Below are 21,810 nucleotides of genomic sequence, written 5' to 3'. Positions count from 1 at the left end.
GGGTCAGACCCCTGCCTTACCGAGGACTGTGGGCGCTTCGAGCGAGTCGTGGAGTTCGAGCTGGTTGCGCTTGTTGGGGATGAGGCCCTCGGGGCGCAGGCGCATCAGGACGATGAGTGCGACGCCGAAGACGAGGAGCTGGTACTCGCCCAGGAACTGGAGCTTGTTGGGGATCAGGAAGAGCAGTGATCCGCCGACGAGGGGTCCGGAGATGGTGCCCATGCCGCCGAGGACTACCGCGGCGAGCAGGAACGCGGAGTTCGGGGGTACGGCGTTGGCGAAGGTGTACTGGTCGGGGGTGACCGTGTACTGGACGTGGGCCTGGACGGCGCCGGCGAGGCCGGCGAGGGTGGCGCCGAGGGCGAAGGCGATGAGCTTGACGCGGAAGCCGTTGATGCCCATGGCTTCGGCGGCGGTCTCGTCCTCGCGGATGGCGACCCAGGCGCGGCCGATGCGGGATTCGGCGCTGCGGCGGAAGACCAGGACCACGATCAGGGTGATGAGCAGCATCAGCAGGAAGTAGTTCGCGAACCTGCCGATGGTGAATCCGGCGATGGTGTGTGCCGCGCCGAAGTCGAACCCGAAGAGGTTGATGTTCGGGATGTTGGCGATGCCGTTGGGCCCGTTGGTGATGTCGGGGCCGGAGACGCCGTCGAGGTTGTTCATGGAGATGCGGAAGATCTCACCGAAGCCGAGGGTGACGATGGCGAGGTAGTCGCCGCGCAGGCGCAGCGTGGGGGCGCCGATGAGGACACCGAAGATCATCGATGCGACGGCGCCGGCGAGGAGTGCGGCCCAGAAGGGGAAGTGGACTCCGAAGGGGGAGTTGGGGGAGCCGGAGACCAGGGCGGCGGTGTAGGCGCCGACGCCGAGGAAGGCGACGTATCCCAGGTCGAGGAGGCCGGTGAGGCCGACCACGATGTTCAGGCCGAGTGCGACGGTGGCGAAGATCAGGATGTTGACGCCGAGGTTCGCGTACTGGTCGTCGGTCTGGGTGAGGGGGAAGGCGGCCGCGGCGGCGAAGGCGCCGACGAGGGCGACGTTGCGGTGCCGGGCGGTGAGGGTGCTCAGTCGGGCCATGAGGCCCGCCTTGTTGATCGCGGCGGCGCCGAATCCGGCTGTGATCAGGAAGCCGACGAAGAGTTCCTGGTACGGGGTGGTGATGCCGTACGTGAACACGAAGAGGGCGAGGCCGAGGACGGCGGCGATGAGGAGGATCTCGACCCAGGCGGGGAGCACGCGGGCCGGCTTGACGGGGCCGGAGACGAAGGCGGCCTTGAAGGTCGTCCAGTGGTTTCCGGCGTTGTGCTTGAACTTGTCCCGGTCGCTGTCGTCCGGGTCGGGGCCTTCGAGTACGGGGCGCTCGAAGGGGAGCGCGAAGGCGCCGATGACGGCGGCGAGGCTGGCGAGGGCGGCGACGCCGGCGCCGGGTTCGAGGTCGACGAGTGCGCCGAGCTCGACCACGATGGCGATGGCGGTGTACCAGGTGGTGACGAAGGCGGCGAGCGCGGCGAGTTTGATGGCCGCGTCGGTGCCTGCGGGGGCGATCCAGCCCAGGCCCTTGACTCCGTAGGAGGCGAGGGCGAAGAGCGTGGTGAGGGCGCCGCCGATGAGGACGAGCCACTGCATGCCGCCGGGGTAGCCGTAGACGGTGAGGTCTCCGGGGAAGGCGGCGGTCCAGGTCCAGGCGAGGAAGGCGGAGACGACGGTGAGGGCGCCGCCGGCGGTGGCGAGGGCGCGGCCCGTCTTCTCGGGGAGGGGGATGAAGCCCTTGTTCTGCGGTGCGGTGGTCGTCGTCGCGGTTTCCGCGGTGATGGTCGTCATGGTTGTCACACCCTGTCCGCCACGCGCTGGCCCAGCAGGCCTTGCGGCCGGAAGAGGAGCACGAGGATGAGAAGTACGAACGCCCAGGTGTTGCCCCAGGACTGGCCGCCGAGCTGTTCGAAGCCGGGGATGTCGGCGACGTAGGCGGTGGTCAGGGTTTCGGCGAGACCGAGGACGAGACCGCCGACCATGGCGCCGTAGATGTTGCCGATGCCGCCGAGGACGGCCGCGGTGAAGGCCTTGAGGCCGAGCAGGAAGCCCATCTTGAACTGGACTTCGCCGTACTTGAGGCCGTAGGCGACGGCTCCGACGGCGGCGAAGACGGCTCCGAGGGCGAACGCGGTGGTGATGATGCGGTCCGTGTTGATGCCCATGAGCTTGGCGGTGTCGGGGTCCTGGGCGGTCGCCTGCATGCCGCGGCCGGTACGGGTCTTCTTGACGAAGAAGCCGAGGAAGGCCATGGAGACGGGGGCGGCGATCATGAGGAAGACGTCACCGGTCTGGATGGTGATGCTGCCGAGGTGGAAGGGGCCGCCGGGGATCTCGGGGAAGACCAGGGAGCTCGTGGCGCCGGGGAACCAGGCCCATACCGCCTGCTGGAGGGCGATGGAGAGGCCGATGGCGGTGATGAGGGGGGCGAGGCGGGGTGCGCTGCGCAGGGGTCGGTACGCGAAGCGTTCCGCTGCGACGGCGATGGTGGTGGCCACGAAGACCGCGCCTATGAGCATGAGGGGCAGGGCGACCCACATGGTGGTGCCGGTGGGGAGCATCAGCCAGACCGTGAGGGCTCCGAACCCACCGGTCATGAAGATCTCGCCGTGGGCGAAGTTGATGAGCTGGACAATGCCATAGACCATCGTGTAGCCGATGGCGACGAGCCCGTACATGGATCCCAGTAGCAGGCCGTTGACCAGCTGTTGCGGCAGTTCGTGCACCGCAGGTCCTCCGAGTCTTTCGACGGATGTGACACCGCGCGGGGCGCTATGGTGCGCGCCCCGCGCGGCAGAGATGGTGTGCCGGCAGGCTGGTGATCAGAGGCCGGCGGGTGGGATCAGCCCCCGAAGGTGCCGGACTCGACGGACTTCCAGTCGGTGCCCTCGACCTTGTAGACGGTGAGCTGCTTGTTGGTCGCGTCACCGAACTCGTCGAAGGAGACCTTGCCGGTCACGCCGTCGAAGGAGACCTTCTGGACGGCTTCGAGGACCTTGGCGCGGGCGTCGGTGGGGAGCTTGCCGTCGTTGGCGGCGACGGCGGCCTTGACGCCTTCGATGATCGCCCAGGCGGAGTCGTAGGAGTAACCGCCGTAGGCGGCGAAGGGCTCCTTGAAGCCGGCCTTGGTGTAGTTGGCGATGAATTCCTTGGCGGAGGGCAGGCTCTCGACGGGCGCGCCGACCGAGGTGGCGAAGTCGCCCACGGCGCCGGCGCCGGCGAGCTCGACGTACTTCTTGTCGTAGATGCCGTCACCGCCGACGAGCGGGATGTTGGCGCCGGAGGCCTTGATCTGCTTGCTGAGCGGGCCGGCCGCCGGGTACTCGCCGCCGTAGTAGACGACGTCGGCGCCGGAGCTCTTGACCTGGGTCACGACGGCCGAGAAGTCCTTGGACTCGGGGTCGATGTGGCCCTCGCCGGCGACGGCGCCGCCGAGCTTGGTGAACTCGCCCTTGAAGGTTCCGGCGAGGCCGGCGCCGTAGGTCTTCTTGTCATCGATGATGAAGACCTTCTTCTTGCCCGCCTTGTTGAAGAGGTACTGCGCCGCGAACGGGCCCTGGATGGCGTCCGTGGTGGCGGTGCGGAAGTAGCTCTTGTAGGTGCGGGTCTTCTCGCCGGTGGCCCACTTGGGTCCCTGCGAGAGGGAGGGGCTCGTGTTGGCGGGGGAGATCTGGACGAGCTTGGCGTCGTCGAAGACCTTCTGCATCGACTCGGAGACCGAGGAGTTCAGCGGGCCGACGACGCCGACGACGTCCTTGTTGGCGGTGAGCTTGGTGGCGTTCTGCTGGCCGGAGGAGGCCTGCGCCTGGTCGTCCAGCGCCTCGATCTTGAAGGTGACGCCGGGGACGGTCTTCTTCTCGTTGGCCTGGCGCACCGCGAGGTCGACGGAGTTGCGGATGCCGAGGCCGAGGGCCGAGAGGTCACCGGTGAGCGGGGCGTCGACGCCGATGACGACCGTGGCGGTGGCGCCGCCGGCGGTGTCACCACCCTTGTCGTCGCGGGAGCCACAGGCGGTGAGGGTGAGGGCGCCCGCGGCGAGCGCGGCGGTCACGGCAATGAGAGAACGCTGACGCACGATCAGTCCTTTCCTGGCACTGCGTCCCCCGTGGGACGCACCGTGTCGAACGCGGGGAACCGAACTGAAAGGAATCCGGTGGTCGCGGTGACTGGCCGTGACTCTAAGCGGGACTTCGGACGTTATGGAGGGCTGAGGCCAATGATGTGACTCTCTTGTTATGCCACGGCGTAATACATAGCGGATCTCTGTGGGTGGAACGGGGGAATTCCGGCCGGTTCGTCTTGTCCGCATGGTGAGATGCGGCAGGACCGTTGGCCGGTTTAAGTACTGACTTTCCAGGTGTCTGGGGGGTTTTGCTCATGACGGCGGGGCGTCGGCCGCGTCTCGATCTTCGGGACAGGCCCTGGTCAGGGCGACGGAGAGATCCCTGGCATATCGGTCACCCGGGATGTAACTGTGCCGCTCTTTCCGAAATCCATTACTGAGGGTCACTTCCAGGAAAGGGAGTCCGGAATTCCGTGCCACATGCACGCAGTCGGTCGCCAGAATGCGGACGACGAGCTCGCGCGCTTCCCCCGCACCCACCGTGACGGGCAGCGGTGGCCGGATCATCACGCTCAGTGCCCGGGAAGGTTGATCGATCCCCTCCACCGCGACGGGGCCCGCGGAGGCGTTCCGCACACGCACAGTGAACGCGAAGGCCCCGTCCGGAGGGGGAGGTTCCACCGGTTCGAGGTAGGTCAGGGAGATGACCTGGGACGGCGCCGGAGGGACGTACGCGGCGGGGTGCGGGCGGTCCGCGTACACCCGCAGGGCGCCCGCGGTCACCACGGCCGCGCAGGTCAGCCCGCCCAGGACCAGGACGGCCCGCCGGTGGCGCGCGTAGCGGGCGCGGGCCCACCGGGCGGCGGCGGGCCCGGCGCGGCCGGTGCCGGCGTCGTCGTGGCTCTCGTGGCCCGCGGTGCCCTCGCCGGGCTCGACCGGGCCGATGCCCCCGCTCATGTCGTCGCCCGGGCGGCCGTGACGCGCGGCGGCGCCGGTCCGGATCCCATGTGGGAACGCTAGACCGGCGCCGGGAAGCGCACAACGGCCGGTGCCGGAAACGGTGTTACGAGTCCGTGTCGCGCAGGAGGCAGGTCAGGCGGGCGGTGCAGACGCGCTTGTCCTGGTCGTCGGTGATGACGATCTCGAACGTGGTGGTGGAACGGCCCCGGTGGACGGGCGTGGCGACGCCCGTGACCAGGCCGGAGCGGACACCGCGGTGGTGGGTGCAGTTCAGGTCGACGCCGACGGCGATCTTGTTGATGCCGCCGTGCATCATCGCGCCGATGGAGCCGAGGGTCTCGGCGAGGACGGCGGAGGCGCCGCCGTGCAGGAGTCCGTAGGGCTGGGTGTTGCCCTCGACGGGCATGGTGGCGACGACCTTGTCGGCCGAGGCCTCCAGGATGCGGATGTCCATGCGTTCGCCGAGGTGGCCCGCCGAGAACAGCGCGGGCAGGTCGATGCCCATGGCCGTGTACTCGTCGAGGACCTCCTGCGGGAACTTCACGGTGTGCTGCTCGCCCATGGGTCGGCTCCGTTCGTGTGTCAACGTTCGTTAACCAGCTTGTCCTGAGGTCGTTCTATCAGGCCGGTTCGAAGCGCACGACGACGGACTTGCTCGCGGGGGTGTTGCTGGTGTCCGCCGTGGAGTCGAGGGGGACCAGCACGTTGGTCTCCGGGTAGTAGGCGGCGGCGCAGCCGCGGGCCGTCGGGTAGTGGACGATCCGGAAGCCGGGGGCCCGCCGCTCCACGCCGTCCTTCCACTCGCCGACGATGTCGGTGTACGCGCCGTCGACCAGGCCCAGCTCGGCCGCGTCGAGCGGGTTGACCATGACGACGCGACGGCCGCCGGTGATGCCCCGGTAGCGGTCGTCGAGGCCGTAGATGGTGGTGTTGTACTGGTCGTGCGAGCGCAGGGTCTGGAGCAGCAGTCGGCCCTCGGGAACGCGCGGGTACTCCACGGGCGCGGCCGTGAAGTTCGCCTTCCCGGTCTTGGTGGGGAAGCGACGCTCGTCACGCGGGGCGTGCGGCAGCCGGAACCCCTCCGGGCGCGCGGCGCGCGCGTTGAAGTCCTCGAAGCCGGGCACGACCCGGGAGATCCGGTCGCGGACGGTCGCGTAGTCCCGTTCGAACTCCTCCCACGGGGTGGCCGAGGCGGCGCCGAGGACGGCGCGGGCCAGGCGGGCCACGATCGCGGGTTCGGAGAGCAGGTGCGGGGAGGCGGGGGTGAGGTTGCCCCGGGAGGCGTGAACCATGCCCATGGAGTCCTCGACCGTGACGAACTGCTTGCCGGAGGCCTGTACGTCCTTGTCCGTGCGGCCGAGGGTGGGCAGGATCAGGGCCCGTCGGCCGGTGACCGCGTGGGAGCGGTTGAGTTTGGTGGAGACGTGGACGGTCAGGCGGGCGCGGCGGATCGCGGCCTCGGTGACGGCGGTGTCGGGGGTGGCGCCGACGAAGTTGCCGCCCATCGCGAAGAGGACCCTGGCCTCGCCGTCGCGCAGCGCCTCGATGGAGCGGACCACGTCGAAGCCGTGCCGGCGGGGCGAGGTGATGCCGAACTCCCGGTCGAGGGCGTCGAGGAAGGCCGGCGCGGGCCGTTCGAAGATCCCCATGGTGCGGTCGCCCTGGACGTTGGAGTGGCCGCGGACGGGGCAGACGCCTGCGCCGGGACGGCCGATGTCGCCGCGGAGCAGGAGGAGGTTGACGACCTCGCGGATGGTGGCGACGGAGTGCTTGTGCTGGGTGAGGCCCATGGCCCAGCAGACGATCGTGCGCTTCGAGGCCAGGATCATGGCCAGGGCGGCCTCGATCTCCGGGCGGGTGAGGCCGGTGGCGGTGAGGGTCTCCTCCCAGTCGGTCTTCGCGGCCGCCGCGGCGAGCTCCTCGTACCCGTGGGTGTGCTCGCGGATGAACTCTTCGTCGGTGGCGCCCGCGGTCTCGATGACGAGCTTGTTGAGGAGCCGGAAGAGGGCCTGGTCGCCGCCGATGCGGATCTGGAGGAACAGGTCGTTGAGGGCGGTGCCGCGGAGCATGCCGAGAGGGGTCTGCGGGTTCTTGAACCGTTCCATGCCGGCCTCGGGCAGCGGATTCACCGAGATGATCTTCGCGCCGGCGGACTTGGCCTTCTCCAGGGCGGAGAGCATGCGCGGGTGGTTGGTGCCCGGGTTCTGGCCCGCGACGATGATCAACTCGGCCTGGTGGAGGTCCTCCAGGGAGACGCTGCCCTTGCCGATGCCGATGGTCTCGTTCAGCGCCGAGCCCGAGGACTCGTGGCACATGTTGGAGCAGTCCGGCAGGTTGTTGGTGCCGAACTCGCGGGCGAAGAGCTGGAAGAGGAACGCCGCCTCGTTGCTGGTGCGGCCCGAGGTGTAGAAGAGGGCCTCGTCGGGGGAGTCGAGCGCCGTCAGCTCCTCCGCGATGATCGCGAACGCCCGCTCCCAGGTCACCGCCTCGTACCGGTCGCCGCCCTCGGGCAGCAGCATCGGCTCGGTGATCCGGCCCTGCTGCCCCAGCCAGTACCCGGAGCGCTGCTCCAGCTCGGCGAGCGGGTGCGCGGCGAAGAACTCGGGGGTGACCCGGCGCAGCGTGGCCTCCTCCGCGACGGCCTTCGCGCCGTTCTCGCAGAACTCGGCGGTGTGCCGCTTCTCGCCCTCGGGCCAGGCACAGCCCGGACAGTCGAAGCCGTCCTTCTGGTTGACCTTGAGGAGGGTGCGCGCGGTACGGGCCACGCCCATCTGCTCCTGGGCGATCCGCAGCGTGTGCCCGATGGCCGGCAGCCCGGCGGCGGCGCGCCCCGGGGGCGCGATCCGGGGCGCGTCCTGTACGGGATCACCTGCGGGCGGCTTGGTGGCCATGTCGCTCCCCTTCGAGCATCGCAGCGGCGCCGCTGCGTCCATCCGAGTACTCCCGCGATCCTGTCACGCCCGCGCCGGCCCGCCGACGGTGTGCCCGGCCGGCCCGGTGCGCGGGCGGGCGGCGAAGGCCCGGACGGAATTGTCGGAGCGGACGCCTAGGATCGGGGGCGTGGCAGATTCAGCATCGAAGAAGACCGACCAGACGACCGCAGCGGACCGCCCCCGCCTGATGCTCATGGACGGGCACTCCCTGGCGTACCGGGCGTTCTTCGCGCTGCCCGCGGAGAACTTCACCACCGCGACCGGCCAGCCGACCAACGCCATCTACGGCTTCGCGTCGATGCTGGCGAACACGCTGCGCGACGAGGCGCCCACGCACTTCGCGGTGGCGTTCGACGTGTCCCGCAAGACGTGGCGCTCGACGGAGTTCCCCGAGTACAAGGCGAACCGGTCCAAGACCCCCGACGAGTTCAAGGGGCAGGTCGAGCTGATCGGCGAGCTCCTCGACGCGATGAAGGTGCCGCGCTTCGCCGTCGACGGCTTCGAGGCCGACGACGTGATCGCGACCCTGGCGACGCAGGCGGAAGCCCTCGGCTTCGACGTGCTGATCGTCACCGGGGACCGTGACTCCTTCCAGCTCGTCTCCGAGCACACCACCGTCCTCTACCCCACCAAGGGCGTCTCCGAGCTGACCCGCTTCACCCCGGAGAAGGTCGAGGAGAAGTACGGCCTCACCCCGCAGCAGTACCCCGACTTCGCGGCGCTGCGCGGAGACCCCTCCGACAACCTCCCGGGCATCCCCGGCGTCGGCGAGAAGACCGCCGCCAAGTGGATCACCCAGTTCGGCTCGTTCGCGGAGCTCGTGGAACGCGCCGACGAGGTCAAGGGCAAGGCCGGGCAGAATTTCCGCGACCACCTCGACGCCGTCAAGCTCAACCGGGTCCTGACCGAGATGGTCAAGGACGTCGAGCTGCCCCGGACCCCCGCCGACCTGGGCCGCACCGCCTACGACCGGGCCGCCGTCACCGGCGTGCTGGACGTGCTGGAGATCCGCAACGCCTCCCTGCGCGAGCGACTGCTCGCCGTCGACCCGGGCGCGGCCGAGGAGGAGCCGCCGGCCCCCGTCGCCGCCGTGGAACTGGACGCGTCCGTCCTCGGCACCGGCGAGCTGGCGCCCTGGCTGGAGGCCCACGCGGGCGGACCCCTCGGCGTCTCCACCGTCGACGCCTGGGCGCTCGGCCAGGGCGACGTCGCCGAGGTCGGGCTGGCCTCGGCGGGCGGCGCCGCCGCCTGGTTCGAGCCGTCCTCGCTCGACGAGAGCGACGAGCGGGCCTTCGCCGCCTGGGCCGCGGACGCCGCCAAGCCCAAGGTCGTGCACAACGCCAAGGGCCTGATGCGGGTCTTCCCCGAGCACGGCTGGACGCTCGCCGGCGTCACCATGGACACCGCGCTCGCCGCGTACCTGGTCAAGCCGGGCCGCCGGTCCTTCGCACTGGACGTGCTGTCCATGGAGTACCTGCACCGCGAGCTGGCACCCGCCGCCGCCGACGGGCAGCTGGCCTTCGGCGCCGACGACACCGCCGAGGCCGAGGCGCTGATGGCGCAGGCCCGCGCCGTCCTCGACCTGGGCGACGCGTTCACCGCGAAGCTGGCCGAGGTGGGCGCCGTAGAACTGCTCCACGACATGGAGCTGCCCACCTCCGAGCTGCTGGCACGCCTGGAGCGGGCCGGCATCGCCGCCGACCGGGACCACCTGGAGGGCATGGAGCAGCAGTTCGCGGGCGCCGTGCAGCAGGCCGTGAAGGAGGCGCACGCCGCCGTCGGCCACGAGTTCAACCTCGGCTCGCCCAAGCAGCTCCAGGAGGTGTTCTTCGGCGAACTGGACCTGCCCAAGACGAAGAAGACCAAGACCGGCTACACCACCGACGCGGACGCGCTGGCCTGGCTCGCCGGCCAGACCGACCACGAACTCCCCGTGATCATGCTGCGTCACCGGGAGCAGGCCAAGCTCCGCGTCACCGTCGAAGGCCTGGTCAAGTCCATCGCCGCCGACGGCCGCGTGCACACCAGCTTCAGCCAGACCGTCGCCGCGACCGGCCGGCTGTCCTCCACCGACCCGAACCTGCAGAACGTTCCGGTGCGCACCGACGAGGGCCGCGCCATCCGCCGCGGCTTCGTCGTCGGCGAGGGCTACGAGTCGCTGATGACGGCCGACTACAGCCAGATCGAACTGCGCGTCATGGCCCACCTGTCCGAGGACGAGGGCCTCATCGAGGCGTTCGCGACCGGCGAGGACCTGCACACCACCGTCGCCTCCCAGGTGTTCGGCGTGGAGCGCTCCGAAGTCGACGCCGAGATGCGCCGCAAGATCAAGGCCATGTCGTACGGACTCGCCTACGGACTCTCCGCGTTCGGGCTGTCCCAGCAGCTCAACATCGAGCCCGGCGAGGCCCGCGGCCTCATGGAGACCTTCTTCGAGCGCTTCGGCGGGGTGCGCGACTACCTCCAGCGCGTCGTCGAGGAAGCCCGCGCCACCGGCTACACCGAGACGGTGCTCGGCCGCCGCCGCTACCTGCCCGACCTCAACAGCGACAACCGGCTGCGCCGCGAGGCAGCCGAGCGGATGGCGCTGAACGCCCCCATCCAGGGCACCGCCGCCGACATCGTGAAGGTCGCGATGCTGCGCGTGGACAAGGCGATCACCGAGGCCGGGCTGACGTCGCGGATGCTGCTCCAGGTCCACGACGAAATCGTCCTGGAGATCGCCCCCGGCGAGCGGAAGAAGGTCGAGGAGCTGGTGCGCCGCGAGATGGGCGCCGCCGTCGAACTCCGTGCCCCGCTCGACGTGTCCGTGGGCGTCGGACCCGACTGGGAGTCCGCCGCGCACTGACCCCTCGTACGGCCGCCGCGACGCCCGCTCCCGTCACGCCACGGGGGCGGGCGTCCGCGCGTCCTCGTCGTCGGCACTCCGATCGCCCCGCCGGCGCAGCCGCACCAGGGCCCCGTACAGCGGCAGCGCCACGATGAGACCGCCGCCCGCGCCGAAGCAGACGGTCGGGATGATGTCGAGGGGCGTACGGATCCGGTCGAAGAACGTGAAGAAGCGGATCACCCGCATCGTCACCCCGACGGCCACGCACCCCACGACCAGCGCGATCGCACCCCAGACCTCCGCCCGGCCGAGCACCGGCACCGACGCGGGAACGGGGGAGAGCGGCAGCCGGCGCAGCGCCGTCACCGTGAACCACAGCAGCGCGCACGCGGCGAACGCCGAAGTGCCGTACTGGAGGTACGAGTAGAGCGGCAGCCCGAACGCGAGGGGCTCGCCCAGCGACGGCAGCGCGTTCGTGCCCCACCGGTCCAGGTGCGTGAAGCTGTCCCACACCACATGGGTCAGGGACCCGAGAACCGCCGACAGGTAGAACCACAGCGCGAGCGAGGGCCGTCGACGATCCCGCCAGGACTCGCCCCGCACGAAGGTGTACACGCGGCCCCGCCGGGCCCGCGGCAGCAGCGCGACCAGCGGTTCGCGCAGCAACAGCCAACAGGCCGCCAAGGCGGCGGTGAGGACGGCGTCGGCGGTCAACACCCCGGGGATCGAGTGGGTGAAGTCCCCGTACCGCATGACGCCGCCGACGATCGCGTCCAGGAAGTAGAAGACGTCCGGCGCGAACGAGCCGAGGACCAGGGCGCAGGCGACGAGCGGGCCGCGAGCCCGACCGCTCCGGCGGACCGCCGGAAGGACGGCGGCCGCGTGGCTGAGGGTGAACGGCATGGCGCCTCTCCTGGTCCTCGGGAGACCCCCCGGACCCGCCCGGGAGACGTCCCCGCTTCGGTTCTTTACTTCGGTCAATGCGCGCGGAACGGTCCGCACAGTATGCGTGACCTGCGCAGGGACGTGGGGAAGTGGTGAATTCGGCCCACGGATGGCTGCCTTGTGCAGCCGGTTGACGTAGGGTCACGCGCACGTCGAGGGGGAGGGGGGTCGGCTCATGCCGTCTCGAATAACGGCCCGGTGGGGACACGGACCGCGCAGGGGCGCCGCCGCCGTGATCTCCGCGCTGGTGATCGCCGCCATGAGCGCCTCGCAGGGTCCGGCCGTCGGGAGCGAGGACCGGGTCAGCGCGGCCGGCGCGAGCGCGACCGGCCCCGGGGGGACCGCCACGCCGAACGACGCCGGAGGCGACTCCAGCTACTACACCGAACTGCCGCCCCTGATCAGCCCGCAGCCGCCCGCGCTCCTCCTGCCCGCGCAGGACGACCCGACCGCGTCCCCGCAGCCGGCGCCCACCGCCTCCGAGGTCCCGCGCACCGAACCCGTCGCGATCGGCGACGCCGAGGGCGCGCAGGGGATACCGGCGAGCGTGCTGGCCGCGTACCGGCGGGCCGAGGCCGAGGTGGGCCGGACCGACCCCGGATGCGGGCTGCGCTGGCAACTCCTCGCGGCCATCGGCAAGGTCGAGTCGGGTCAGGCCCGCGGCGGCCGGGTGGACGCCGCCGGCACCACACTGCGACCGATCCTGGGACCCGTGCTCGACGGGAACGGCTTCGCGAACATCTCCGACACCGACGGCGGCGCCCACGACGGCGACGCGCGGTACGACCGGGCCGTCGGGCCCATGCAGTTCATCCCGTCCACGTGGGCTGCATGGGGCCAGGACGCCGACGGCGACGGCCGGCGCAACCCGAACAACGTCCACGACGCGGCGCTCGCCGCCGGGCGCTACCTCTGCGCGGGCGACCGCGACCTGCGGGTGGGCGCGGACCTGGACCGGGCGGTGCTCTCCTACAACCGGTCCGGGGAGTACCTGCGGACGGTGCGGTCCTGGTTCACGTACTACCTGAAGGGCGCGCACGAGGTCCCGGACGGCTCCGGCCCCGGCGCGGCGGCGCCGGCGGTGACCAACCCCCGCCCGACCCCGGCCACGACGCCCGCCCCGAAACCGGACCCCAAGCCGACGCCGACGCCCAAGCCGACGCCGACGCCGACGCCCAAGCCGACGCCCAAGCCCAAGCCGACGCCGACGCCGACGCCCAAGCCGACACCGGACCCGACGCCCAAGCCGACCCCGGACCCGACGCCGACGCCCAAGCCGACCCCCACACCCACACCCACACCGACGCCGACCCCTACACCGACGCCGACCCCCACACCGACCCCGAAGCCGACCCCGACCCCCACCCCGAAGCCCAGCCCGACGGCGAGCGCCGAGCCCACCGCGTCCCCGAGCGCCGGGCCCACCGCGTCCCCCTCGGCCTCGGCGAAGCCGAGCCCGACGGCCACCCCGCCCGCCACGGAAACCCCGTAGCCGAACGGTTCTCATCTCGCCCCCGCGTTGCTACGGTGCCCCCTCCCTGACGCCCCATCAGATACCGGAGGCACCGGCATGCGCGCTCTCGTCGCCGCCGCCATCGGGCTGGTCGCCGCGCTGGCCCTCGTCTTCGCCATCACGGCGTTCGGGGTGCCGGACGGCACGACCTCGCCCAAGCCCCTGCTCACCACCGCGCCCCCCGCGCCCGGAAAGTAGAGGAGGCCCGCCATGCGACGCAGAGCGAGCCTCGTCCTGCTTGCCGTTGCCGTGTTCTGCGCGGCCCTCGCACCGCTACTGCGCTGGTACGCGTACCCCCGCCTCGCCAAGATCCCGCCGGGGCAGTACCAGGAGATGGTCCTGGAGGCCAAGGGCGCGACCCTCCTCGACTACACCGCCGGCATGACGCCCAAGAAGGTCGACAAGGTCACCATCGTCCAGACCCTCAAGGGCAACGTCGAGGCGTCGAAGGAGATCGAGGCGAGCGCCGGCAAGGACGTGGTCGTCTGGGACACGCTCACCCACATCATGGGCCCGGACGGGAAGATGGTCTCCCAGATCCCCGAGCGCTACGTCTTCGACGCCCACACCCAGGACCCGGTGCACGCCACCGGCGAGATGGTCGACGGCGACCCCGTCAAGCGCGAGGGCATCGAGTTCAAGTGGCCGTTCTTCACGGAGCCGCGCGACTACCTGTACTTCGACGCCCAGACCCGCGGTTCCTCGCCGATCCACTACGTCGGCCCGCGCACCTTCAAGGGCATGGACGTCTACTACTTCGAGCAGACCATCCCCTGGACCAAGGTGGCGCTGCCGAAGAAGATGCCGATCGAGGGCATCGACCCGAAGACGTTCGAGCAGAACACCGGCACCAGCCTCTGGTACACGGCCAAGGCGATGTTCTGGGTCGACCCGGTGACCGGGGCGCCCGTCAACGCCGAGCAGGACATCCGGCAGGAGATGCGCGGCGGCATCGCGGCCGGGGCCCAGGACGGCCGGCTCACCGTCTTCGCCGGGCACGTGACGATGCGCGAGGACTACGCCGAGTACACCCGCGAGCTGGTCGCCGCGAACCGCGTCAAGGTCCTCGCCCTGCACACGTACGCGCCCCTCGGCCTCGCCGTCGGCGGGCTCGCCCTGTTCGGCCTGGCCCTGTGGCTGGAGGCGCGCGGCCGGCGGCCCGAGGACCCGATGGGCCATCGAGCCACCCGGGCGGCGCCCTGAACCACCCGGTCAGCGCCCGAGCCGGGCGTTGGTGTGCCGGGTCGGCTCGGCCGTCGCCGGGTCCTGCGGCCACGGGTGCTTGGGGTAGCGGCCCCGCAGTTCGGCGCGGACGGCCTGGTAGCCGCCGGCCCAGAAGGACGCCAGGTCGGCGGTGACCGCCGCCGGCCTGCCGGCGGGCGACAGCAGGTGGACGAGTACGGGAACCCCCGCCACCCGGGGCGTCCGGGCCCACCCGAACAACTCCTGGAGCTTGACCGCCAGCACCGGTTGCTCGCCCGTGTAGTCGACGCGGACGCGTGAGCCGCTGGGCACCTCGATGCGTTCCGGGGCCAACTCGTCCAGCCGGCCGGCCTCCCCGCCGGCCCAGGGCAGCAGCCGGTTCAGCGCCTGCCCGGCATCGATCCGGCCCAGGTCGGATCGGCGCCGGGCCCGGGACAACTCGGGCTCCAACCACTCGTCGGCCCGCTCCACCAGCGCCCGGTCGTCGGCCACGTCGGGCCACGCGCCGCCGAGCGCGCGGTGCAGGAACCCGAGGCGGGCCCGCAATGCCCGCGCGTCCTGGGACCAGCGCAGCAGACCCAGCCCCTCCGCGCGGAGCCCGTCGAGCAGGGCGCCCCGCACGAGCGCCGGATCGGGGTCCTTCAGGGGGCGCGCCGCGAGTTCGATCGCCCCGAGCCGGGTGACACTGCGGGCCACCAGGTCACCGCCCTCCCAGCGGACCTCCTCGCCCGACCGGAAGAGGTGCCCCGCGGCCGCGCGGGCGGTGTCCTCGTCGAGCGGGGCGGCGAGCCCGACCCGCGCCGACGCCGCGTGCGGCGGCCGGTCGGCGACGGCCACCGCCAGCCAGGGCGCGCTGCGCAGCCGAGAACCGTCACCGAGCGTCGCGGCCGTCCCCGACGCCATCAGGAAGGCCCCCTCGCCCCTGGCCCTCGCCACCCGCTCCGGGAACGCGAGCGCGGCCACCAGCCCGGCGGCGGCGTCGTCCGAGAGCGGACCCCGCCCCACCGGACCCGGCCCCACCTGAGCCTGTTCCACCGGACCTCGCCCCACCGCCGCCTGAGCCGGTTCCACCGGACCCGGCCCCACCGGAGCGCCCGCCGGTGCCGCCGTCTCCCGCGTCGGCGCGGGCCCCGGCTCCTGCGCGGCCCGCTCCAGCCGGCGGACCTCCGTCCGCCACCGGTGGCCGTACGCGTCGCCGCCCTGCCGGGCCCGCCGCCAGGCGCCCGCCAGATCGTCCCCGTACTCCCGCGGCGGCTCCTCGCTCAACAGGGCCACCAGCTCCGCCGCCCGCCGCGCCCCGAGCGCGGCCGCACCGTCCAGCAGCGCGCGCGCCAACCGCGGGTGCAGCCCCAGCCGGGCCATCCGCAGCCCCCGCGCCGTCGGTCGCCCGGCGGCGTCCACCGCGCCCACCGCGCGCAGCACCTCCCGGGCCGCGCCCATCGCCCCGGCCGGCGGTGGATCCGGCAACGCCAGCCCGGCGGCGTCCGGGTCGCCCCAACAGGCCGCCTGCAACGCGAACTGCGCCAGGTCCGCGATCCGGATCTCCGGCGCGGGAAACGCGGTCAACCGGGCGTCCTCGGCCTGCGACCAGCAGCGGTACACCGCCCCCGGCGCCTCCCGGCCGGCCCGGCCCGCCCGCTGACGGCCCGCCGCGCGGGACGCCCGTACCGTCGCCAGCGCGCCCAGCCCCCGGGCGTGGTCCACCCGGGGCTCGCGGGCCAGCCCCGCGTCCACGACCACCCGGACGCCCGGCACGGTCAGGCTCGACTCCGCGACCGCCGTCGACAGGATCACCCGGCGGTGCTCCGCCGGCCGCAGCGCCGCGTCCTGGACCGCCGCCGGGGCGCGGCCGTGGATCTGCAACACCTCGGCGTCGACCCCGCCCAGCTGCCCGGCCACCCGACCCAGCTCACCCACGCCCGGCAGGAAGCACAGGACATCGCCGGAACGTTCCGCCAGTGCCCGCCGCACCACCGACGCCACATGCGTCAGCTGCGCCGGATCCACCCGCAACCCGTGCGGCGGCCGTACGGGACGCGCCGGCGGCGCCCACACGACCTCCACCGGATACGACACGCCCGCCGTCTCCACCACCGGCGCGCCCCCCAGCACCCGCGACCACCCGGCCGCGTCGGTCGTCGCCGAAGCCGCCACCAGCCGCAGCTCCGGGCGCAGGGTCTCGCGTACGTCCACCAGGAAAGCGGCGACGGTGTCGGCGTCGAGATGGCGCTCGTGGCACTCGTCCAGGATCACCACGTCCACCCCCGCCAGCTCCTGGTCCCGCTGGAGCCGCTGGAGCAGGACGCCCGTGGTCACCACCTCCACCAGCGTGTCGGGGCCCACCACCCGCTCCCCGCGCACCGTGAAGCCCACCGAACCGCCGACCGTCTCGCCCAGCAGCCACGCCATCCGCCGCGCCGCCGCCCGCGCCGCGATCCGACGCGGCTCGGCCACCACGACCCGGCGCGGCGGCGCGCCCTCGGCCCGGGCCGTCAGACCCGCGAGGACCAACGGCACCAGAGTCGTCTTGCCGGTGCCCGGCGGTGCGCACAACACCGCCGCGCCGTGCCCGTCCAGGGCGGCCACGAGCGCGGGCACGGCGCCCCGTACGGGGAGGGAGTCGAGTTCGGCGCGGCGGATCACGGGATCAGTCCCTTTCGCAGACGAAGATCGCGGTGCCGGGGATCAGGTTGCCGCGCAGCGGGGACCAGCCGCCCCACTCCTGACTGTTCCACTCGGGCCACTGCGGCTCGACCAGGTCCACCAGGCGGAACCCGCCCGCGACCACGTCCCGGACCCGGTCGCCGATCGTCCGGTGGTGCTCCACGTACAGCGCCTCGCCCCGCTCGTCCTGCTCGACGTACGGGGTCCGGTCGAAGTAGGAGGCGGCCACCGACAGCCCCTCCGGCCCGGGCTCGTCGGGGAACGCCCACCGCACGGGGTGGGTGACCGAGAAGACCCAGCGGCCGCCGGGGCGCAGGACGCGGTGCACCTCGCGCATCACGTTCACCGGGTCCGCGACGAAGGGGACCGCCCCGTAGGAGGAGCAGGCCAGGTCGAAGGAGGCGTCGCGGAAGGGCAGCCGCCCCGCGTCGGCCTCGACGAGGGGGATGTCGTCACCGATCCGCAGGGCGTGCTGGAGCTGGCGGTGCGAGAGGTCCAGGGCGACCGGGCGGGCCCCCTGGGCGGCCAGCCAGCGCGAGCACTGCGCGGCGCCCGCGCCGATCTCCAGGACGTCCCGGCCCGCGAGGGAGGCCGCGGGCCCCAGGAGCGCGGCCTCGGCCTCGTCGAGTCCCTCGGGGCCCCAGACGAAACGGTCGTCGCCCAGGAACGCGCCGTGATCGCTCTGGTACTCGTCGGCGTTGCGGTCCCACCAGCTGCGGCTGGCGCGACTGCTCTCCGCCTCCGACGCGTCACGGCGCGTGGCCTCGGCGTCGTCCCCGGCGCCGCCGTCGGCTCCGAGCGCTTCTTCGTGGGCGTAGTCCTCTTGGTTCATGGGGCCCGTCGTCGTAGTCTGCGAATGTCTGGGTGGCCGTCGTGGTGGCCGCGGGCGTCGCCGACGCACGCGCACCTCCGCGGACGTCTCGGGATTCGTTCGGGAAACCCCATCGGGGCCTGCCCGCACACGAATTGTGCCGGTTATGCGGCGATCCGCCCGGGGTGTGCGCCTTCGCGCATTGACCCTGCTGGGCTGCCCCCGTATGCTACAAGTTGCGCTGCGAGCCTGTGCTCCTCAGACCTAGCAGGCTGCGCTTGCATCTGTTGATGTCCCCTCGGTTTTCGAGGCCCTGCCGCCACAGCGGAAGAGGGGCCTCCTTGGCTGTCCGGCTTAGGCAGATGCCGATAAGGGCTCCCGGCGTAGCAGTACCTACGACTTTCTGTCCGTAACCGGAGCCCTTTCCCACATGACGAGCAGCACCGAGACCACCGCCACCACCCCTCCGCAGGTAGCGGTCAACGACATCGGCGACGCGGACGCGTTCCTCGCGGCGATCGACGAGACGATCAAGTACTTCAACGACGGCGACATCGTCGACGGCGTCATCGTCAAGGTGGACCGGGACGAGGTTCTCCTCGACATCGGTTACAAGACCGAGGGCGTGATCCCGAGCCGCGAGCTCTCGATCAAGCACGACGTCGACCCGAACGAGGTCGTCAAGGTCGGCGACGAGATCGAGGCCCTGGTTCTCCAGAAGGAGGACAAGGAAGGCCGTCTCATCCTGTCCAAGAAGCGTGCTCAGTACGAGCGCGCCTGGGGCACGATCGAGAAGATCAAGGAAGAAGACGGCATCGTCACCGGTACCGTCATCGAGGTCGTCAAGGGTGGTCTCATCCTCGACATCGGCCTCCGCGGCTTCCTGCCGGCCTCTCTCGTCGAGATGCGTCGCGTCCGCGACCTCCAGCCCTACGTGGGCAAGGAGCTCGAGGCGAAGATCATCGAGCTGGACAAGAACCGCAACAACGTGGTCCTGTCCCGCCGCGCCTGGCTCGAGCAGACCCAGTCCGAGGTTCGCCAGACGTTCCTCACCACCCTGCAGAAGGGTCAGGTCCGCTCCGGCGTCGTTTCCTCGATCGTCAACTTCGGTGCCTTCGTGGACCTGGGTGGCGTCGACGGTCTCGTGCACGTCTCCGAGCTGTCCTGGAAGCACATCGACCACCCGTCCGAGGTCGTCGAGGTCGGTCAGGAAGTCACCGTCGAGGTCCTCGACGTGGACATGGACCGCGAGCGCGTCTCCCTGTCGCTGAAGGCGACGCAGGAAGACCCGTGGCAGCAGTTCGCCCGGACCCACCAGATCGGCCAGGTCGTCCCGGGTAAGGTCACCAAGCTGGTTCCGTTCGGTGCGTTCGTCCGCGTGGACGAGGGCATCGAGGGTCTGGTCCACATCTCCGAGCTGGCCGAGCGCCACGTGGAGATCCCGGAGCAGGTCGTCCAGGTCAACGACGAGATCTTCGTCAAGGTCATCGACATCGACCTCGAGCGTCGCCGGATCTCGCTGTCGCTGAAGCAGGCCAACGAGTCCTTCGGTGCCGACCCGGCGTCGGTCGAGTTCGACCCGACCCTGTACGGCATGGCCGCGTCCTACGACGACCAGGGCAACTACATCTACCCCGAGGGCTTCGACCCCGAGACCAACGACTGGCTCGAGGGCTTCGACACCCAGCGTGAGACGTGGGAGCGCCAGTACGCCGAGGCGCAGGTCCGCTTCGAGCAGCACCAGGCCCAGGTCATCAAGAGCCGTGAGGCCGACGAGGCCGCCGCTGCCGAGGGCGCTGCCGCCCCCGCCGCCGGTGGCAACGCCGGTGCCGGTGCCGGTATCTCCGGTGGTTCGTACTCCTCCGAGGGTGCGGACGAGACCTCCGGCGCCCTGGCGTCGGACGAGGCCCTGGCCGCCCTGCGCGAGAAGCTGGCCGGCGGCCAGAGCTGATCGCAGCAGCGCGTCACGCCCTCGCGCCTCGGCGCGAGAGCGGGCTGAGCTGAGCTGAACGACAAGGCCCGTCCCCTTCGGGGGGCGGGCCTTGTCGCGTTCGTCGGGGATGCGGCGCTTCACCCCGCCGACATCCGGGCATCCATCCCGCGCGGTGCGGAAGTTCGTGGCATTGCGTTCTCGTGAAGGCGGCCAACTGGGGAATGGTGGCGCCTCCTTGGACGTTCTTGGCAGAGAACACGGCGAGGAGGAGTGGTGGCGGTGCTTGATCCACAGGGTTTGTACGAATGGGACGCCAAGGGCCTGGCGGTGGCCGACCTGGCGCTTGCCCAGGACTCGGCCGGGCTGGTCATGCTCTACCACTTCGAGGGGTACATCGACGCGGGTGAGGCCGGCGAGCAGATCGTGGAGCGACTCCTCGACACGCTGCCCCACCAGGTCGTGGCCCGCTTCGACGCGGACCGGCTGGTGGACTACCGGGCCCGGCGCCCGCTCCTGACCTTCCAGCGCGACCACTGGGCGGAGTTCGAGGAGCCCGAGCTGGAAGTGCGCCTGGTCCAGGACGCCACCGGCGCGCCGTTCCTGCTGCTCTCCGGCCCCGAACCCGACGTCGAGTGGGAGCGCTTCGCGCTCGCCGTCCGGCAGATCGTCGAGCGCCTCGGCGTCCGGCTCTCCGTCAACTTCCACGGCATCCCGATGGGCGTTCCGCACACCCGTCCCGTCGGCATCACCCCGCACGGCAACCGGACCGACCTGATGCCCGGACACCGCAGCCCGTTCGACGAGGCCCAGGTGCCCGGCAGCGCCGAGTCCCTGGTCGAGTTCCGCCTCGGCCAGTCCGGGCACGACGTGCTCGGGGTCGCCGCCCACGTACCGCACTACGTGGCCCGCTCCCCGTACCCGGACGCGGCGCTGACCGTGCTGGAGGCGATCACCGCGGCGACCGGACTGGTCCTGCCCGCCGTGGCACACGCCCTGCGGACCGAGGCCCACCGCACGCAGACCGAGATCGACCGCCAGATCCGCGAGGGCGACGAGGAACTGGTCGCCCTGGTCCAGGGACTGGAGCACCAGTACGACGCGGCCGCCGGCGCCGAGACCCGGGGCAACATGATCGCCGAGCCGGCCGAGATCCCGTCCGCGGACGAGATCGGGCGCGAGTTCGAAAGGTTCCTGGCGGAGCGCGAGGGCGAAGGCTGACCCGGCCCGCCCGGGCCCCGGGCCGTCTCCTTCGGCCCTGACCGACCGGATCCGCCGGAGACGAAAGGGCCTAGGCTGCCGGGCATGCTGAAAGTAGGACTGACAGGCGGAATCGGCGCCGGCAAGAGCGAGGTCTCTCGACTGCTGGCGGGGTACGGGGCGGTCGTCGTCGACGCGGACCGCATCGCACGCGAGGTCGTCGAGCCGGGGACACCCGGGCTCGCGGCCGTCGTGGCGGCGTTCGGGGAATCCGTGCTGACCCCCGAGGGGACGCTGGACCGGCCGCGACTCGGGTCGCTCGTCTTCTCCGACGAGGAGAAGCTGCGGACGCTGAACGCGATCGTGCACCCGCTCGTCGGGGCCCGTTCCGCCGAACTGGAAAGGGCGGCGGGCGCCGACGCGATCGTGGTGCACGACGTGCCGCTGCTCACGGAGAACGGCCTGGCGACCCTCTACGACCTGGTCGTCGTGGTCGACGCGTCGTCGGACACCCAGCTGGACCGGCTGACCGCACGGCGCGGCATGACCGAGGACGAGGCGCGGTCGCGGATGGCGGCGCAGGCCACCCGGGAGCAGCGGCTGGCGATCGCCACGCTCGTCATCGACAACGACGGGCCGCTGGAGGCGCTGGAACCGCAGGTGCGCAAGGTGTGGGAGGAACTCGCCGCGCGGGCCGCCGCCGGGGAGTGAGTGGCGGGCGGCGC

Annotated in this window: 16 protein-coding genes; 7 read left to right on the top strand and 9 right to left on the bottom strand. The window is 71.6% G+C overall.

The annotated features are described in order from the left end of the window. Positions 1 to 3: 3 nt before the first annotated feature. The 6 genes from ACIRO3_RS22460 to ACIRO3_RS22435 form a co-directional block, all read right to left on the bottom strand. On the bottom strand, positions 4 to 1,824 hold the full coding sequence (locus ACIRO3_RS22460) for a branched-chain amino acid ABC transporter permease (protein WP_404139398.1): 1,821 nt from the start codon (positions 1,822 to 1,824) through the stop codon (positions 4 to 6). 5 nt (positions 1,825 to 1,829) lie between these two features. Beyond that, positions 1,830 to 2,759, bottom strand: coding sequence for a branched-chain amino acid ABC transporter permease (locus ACIRO3_RS22455; RefSeq protein ID WP_053684891.1), 930 nt, complete (start codon positions 2,757 to 2,759; stop codon positions 1,830 to 1,832). A 116-nt stretch (positions 2,760 to 2,875) separates the two neighbouring features. Beyond that, the gene (locus ACIRO3_RS22450) at positions 2,876 to 4,108 is read right to left on the bottom strand and encodes a branched-chain amino acid ABC transporter substrate-binding protein (RefSeq protein WP_361773685.1); all 1,233 of its coding nucleotides are present in this window, start codon (positions 4,106 to 4,108) and stop codon (positions 2,876 to 2,878) included. Positions 4,109 to 4,408: 300 nt separating this feature from the next. Further along, complete coding sequence (locus ACIRO3_RS22445; protein ID WP_404139394.1) at positions 4,409 to 5,053, bottom strand: Tat pathway signal sequence domain protein; 645 nt, start codon at positions 5,051 to 5,053, stop codon at positions 4,409 to 4,411. Positions 5,054 to 5,159: 106 nt separating this feature from the next. Beyond that, positions 5,160 to 5,618: a hotdog fold thioesterase gene (locus tag ACIRO3_RS22440; RefSeq protein ID WP_365999361.1), complete on the bottom strand. Its 459-nt coding sequence runs from the start codon at positions 5,616 to 5,618 to the stop codon at positions 5,160 to 5,162. 58 nt (positions 5,619 to 5,676) lie between these two features. Then, complete coding sequence (locus ACIRO3_RS22435) at positions 5,677 to 7,947, bottom strand: FdhF/YdeP family oxidoreductase (protein ID WP_404139391.1); 2,271 nt, start codon at positions 7,945 to 7,947, stop codon at positions 5,677 to 5,679. A gap of 169 nt (positions 7,948 to 8,116) precedes the next feature. On the opposite strand from ACIRO3_RS22435, the gene polA reads away from it, so the two are divergent. Next, positions 8,117 to 10,837 carry a DNA polymerase I gene (gene polA / locus ACIRO3_RS22430; RefSeq protein WP_404139388.1) on the top strand — a complete coding sequence of 907 codons (2,721 nt, stop codon included), beginning with the start codon at positions 8,117 to 8,119 and terminating at the stop codon, positions 10,835 to 10,837. Positions 10,838 to 10,870: 33 nt separating this feature from the next. On the opposite strand, the gene ACIRO3_RS22425 is transcribed toward polA, so the two are convergent. Then, the gene (locus tag ACIRO3_RS22425; protein ID WP_404139385.1) at positions 10,871 to 11,722 is read right to left on the bottom strand and encodes a DUF4184 family protein; all 852 of its coding nucleotides are present in this window, start codon (positions 11,720 to 11,722) and stop codon (positions 10,871 to 10,873) included. A gap of 217 nt (positions 11,723 to 11,939) precedes the next feature. Here ACIRO3_RS22425 and ACIRO3_RS22420 point away from each other — a divergent pair, with 217 nt between their 5' ends. The 3 genes from ACIRO3_RS22420 (at position 11,940) to ACIRO3_RS22410 (ending at position 14,480) form a co-directional block, all read left to right on the top strand. Beyond that, positions 11,940 to 13,256, top strand: coding sequence for a lytic murein transglycosylase (locus tag ACIRO3_RS22420; RefSeq protein ID WP_404139382.1), 1,317 nt, complete (start codon positions 11,940 to 11,942; stop codon positions 13,254 to 13,256). A 78-nt stretch (positions 13,257 to 13,334) separates the two neighbouring features. After that, the gene (locus ACIRO3_RS22415) at positions 13,335 to 13,475 is read left to right on the top strand and encodes an SPW_0924 family protein (protein WP_404139379.1); all 141 of its coding nucleotides are present in this window, start codon (positions 13,335 to 13,337) and stop codon (positions 13,473 to 13,475) included. Between the two features lie 12 nt (positions 13,476 to 13,487). Beyond that, positions 13,488 to 14,480 (top strand): DUF3068 domain-containing protein, encoded by a 993-nt coding sequence (locus ACIRO3_RS22410; RefSeq protein WP_404139376.1) that lies wholly within the window; start codon positions 13,488 to 13,490, stop codon positions 14,478 to 14,480. 9 nt (positions 14,481 to 14,489) lie between these two features. Here ACIRO3_RS22410 and ACIRO3_RS22405 read toward each other — a convergent pair whose 3' ends face one another. Continuing rightward, entirely contained in the window at positions 14,490 to 17,123 is a 2,634-nt protein-coding gene (locus tag ACIRO3_RS22405; RefSeq protein ID WP_404139373.1) for an ATP-dependent RNA helicase, read from the bottom strand. Positions 17,124 to 17,127: 4 nt separating this feature from the next. Continuing rightward, on the bottom strand, positions 17,128 to 17,976 hold the full coding sequence (locus tag ACIRO3_RS22400; protein WP_361773655.1) for a class I SAM-dependent methyltransferase: 849 nt from the start codon (positions 17,974 to 17,976) through the stop codon (positions 17,128 to 17,130). A gap of 409 nt (positions 17,977 to 18,385) precedes the next feature. Between ACIRO3_RS22400 and rpsA the strand changes: the two genes are divergently transcribed. The 3 genes from rpsA (at position 18,386) to coaE (ending at position 21,796) form a co-directional block, all read left to right on the top strand. Beyond that, positions 18,386 to 19,906: a 30S ribosomal protein S1 gene (rpsA, locus tag ACIRO3_RS22395; RefSeq protein ID WP_361773652.1), complete on the top strand. Its 1,521-nt coding sequence runs from the start codon at positions 18,386 to 18,388 to the stop codon at positions 19,904 to 19,906. Positions 19,907 to 20,167: 261 nt separating this feature from the next. Further along, positions 20,168 to 21,106: a PAC2 family protein gene (locus ACIRO3_RS22390; RefSeq protein WP_404139369.1), complete on the top strand. Its 939-nt coding sequence runs from the start codon at positions 20,168 to 20,170 to the stop codon at positions 21,104 to 21,106. Between the two features lie 84 nt (positions 21,107 to 21,190). Further along, positions 21,191 to 21,796, top strand: coding sequence for a dephospho-CoA kinase (coaE, locus tag ACIRO3_RS22385; protein WP_404139367.1), 606 nt, complete (start codon positions 21,191 to 21,193; stop codon positions 21,794 to 21,796). The last annotated feature ends 14 nt before the right edge of the window (positions 21,797 to 21,810 follow it).

This window comes from Streptomyces sp. NPDC102278 (assembly GCF_044766345.1).
Lineage (GTDB): Bacteria > Actinomycetota > Actinomycetes > Streptomycetales > Streptomycetaceae > Streptomyces.
The sequence above is the reverse complement of the archived record's forward strand: the minus strand, read 5'-3'. Positions and strand labels throughout refer to the sequence as shown.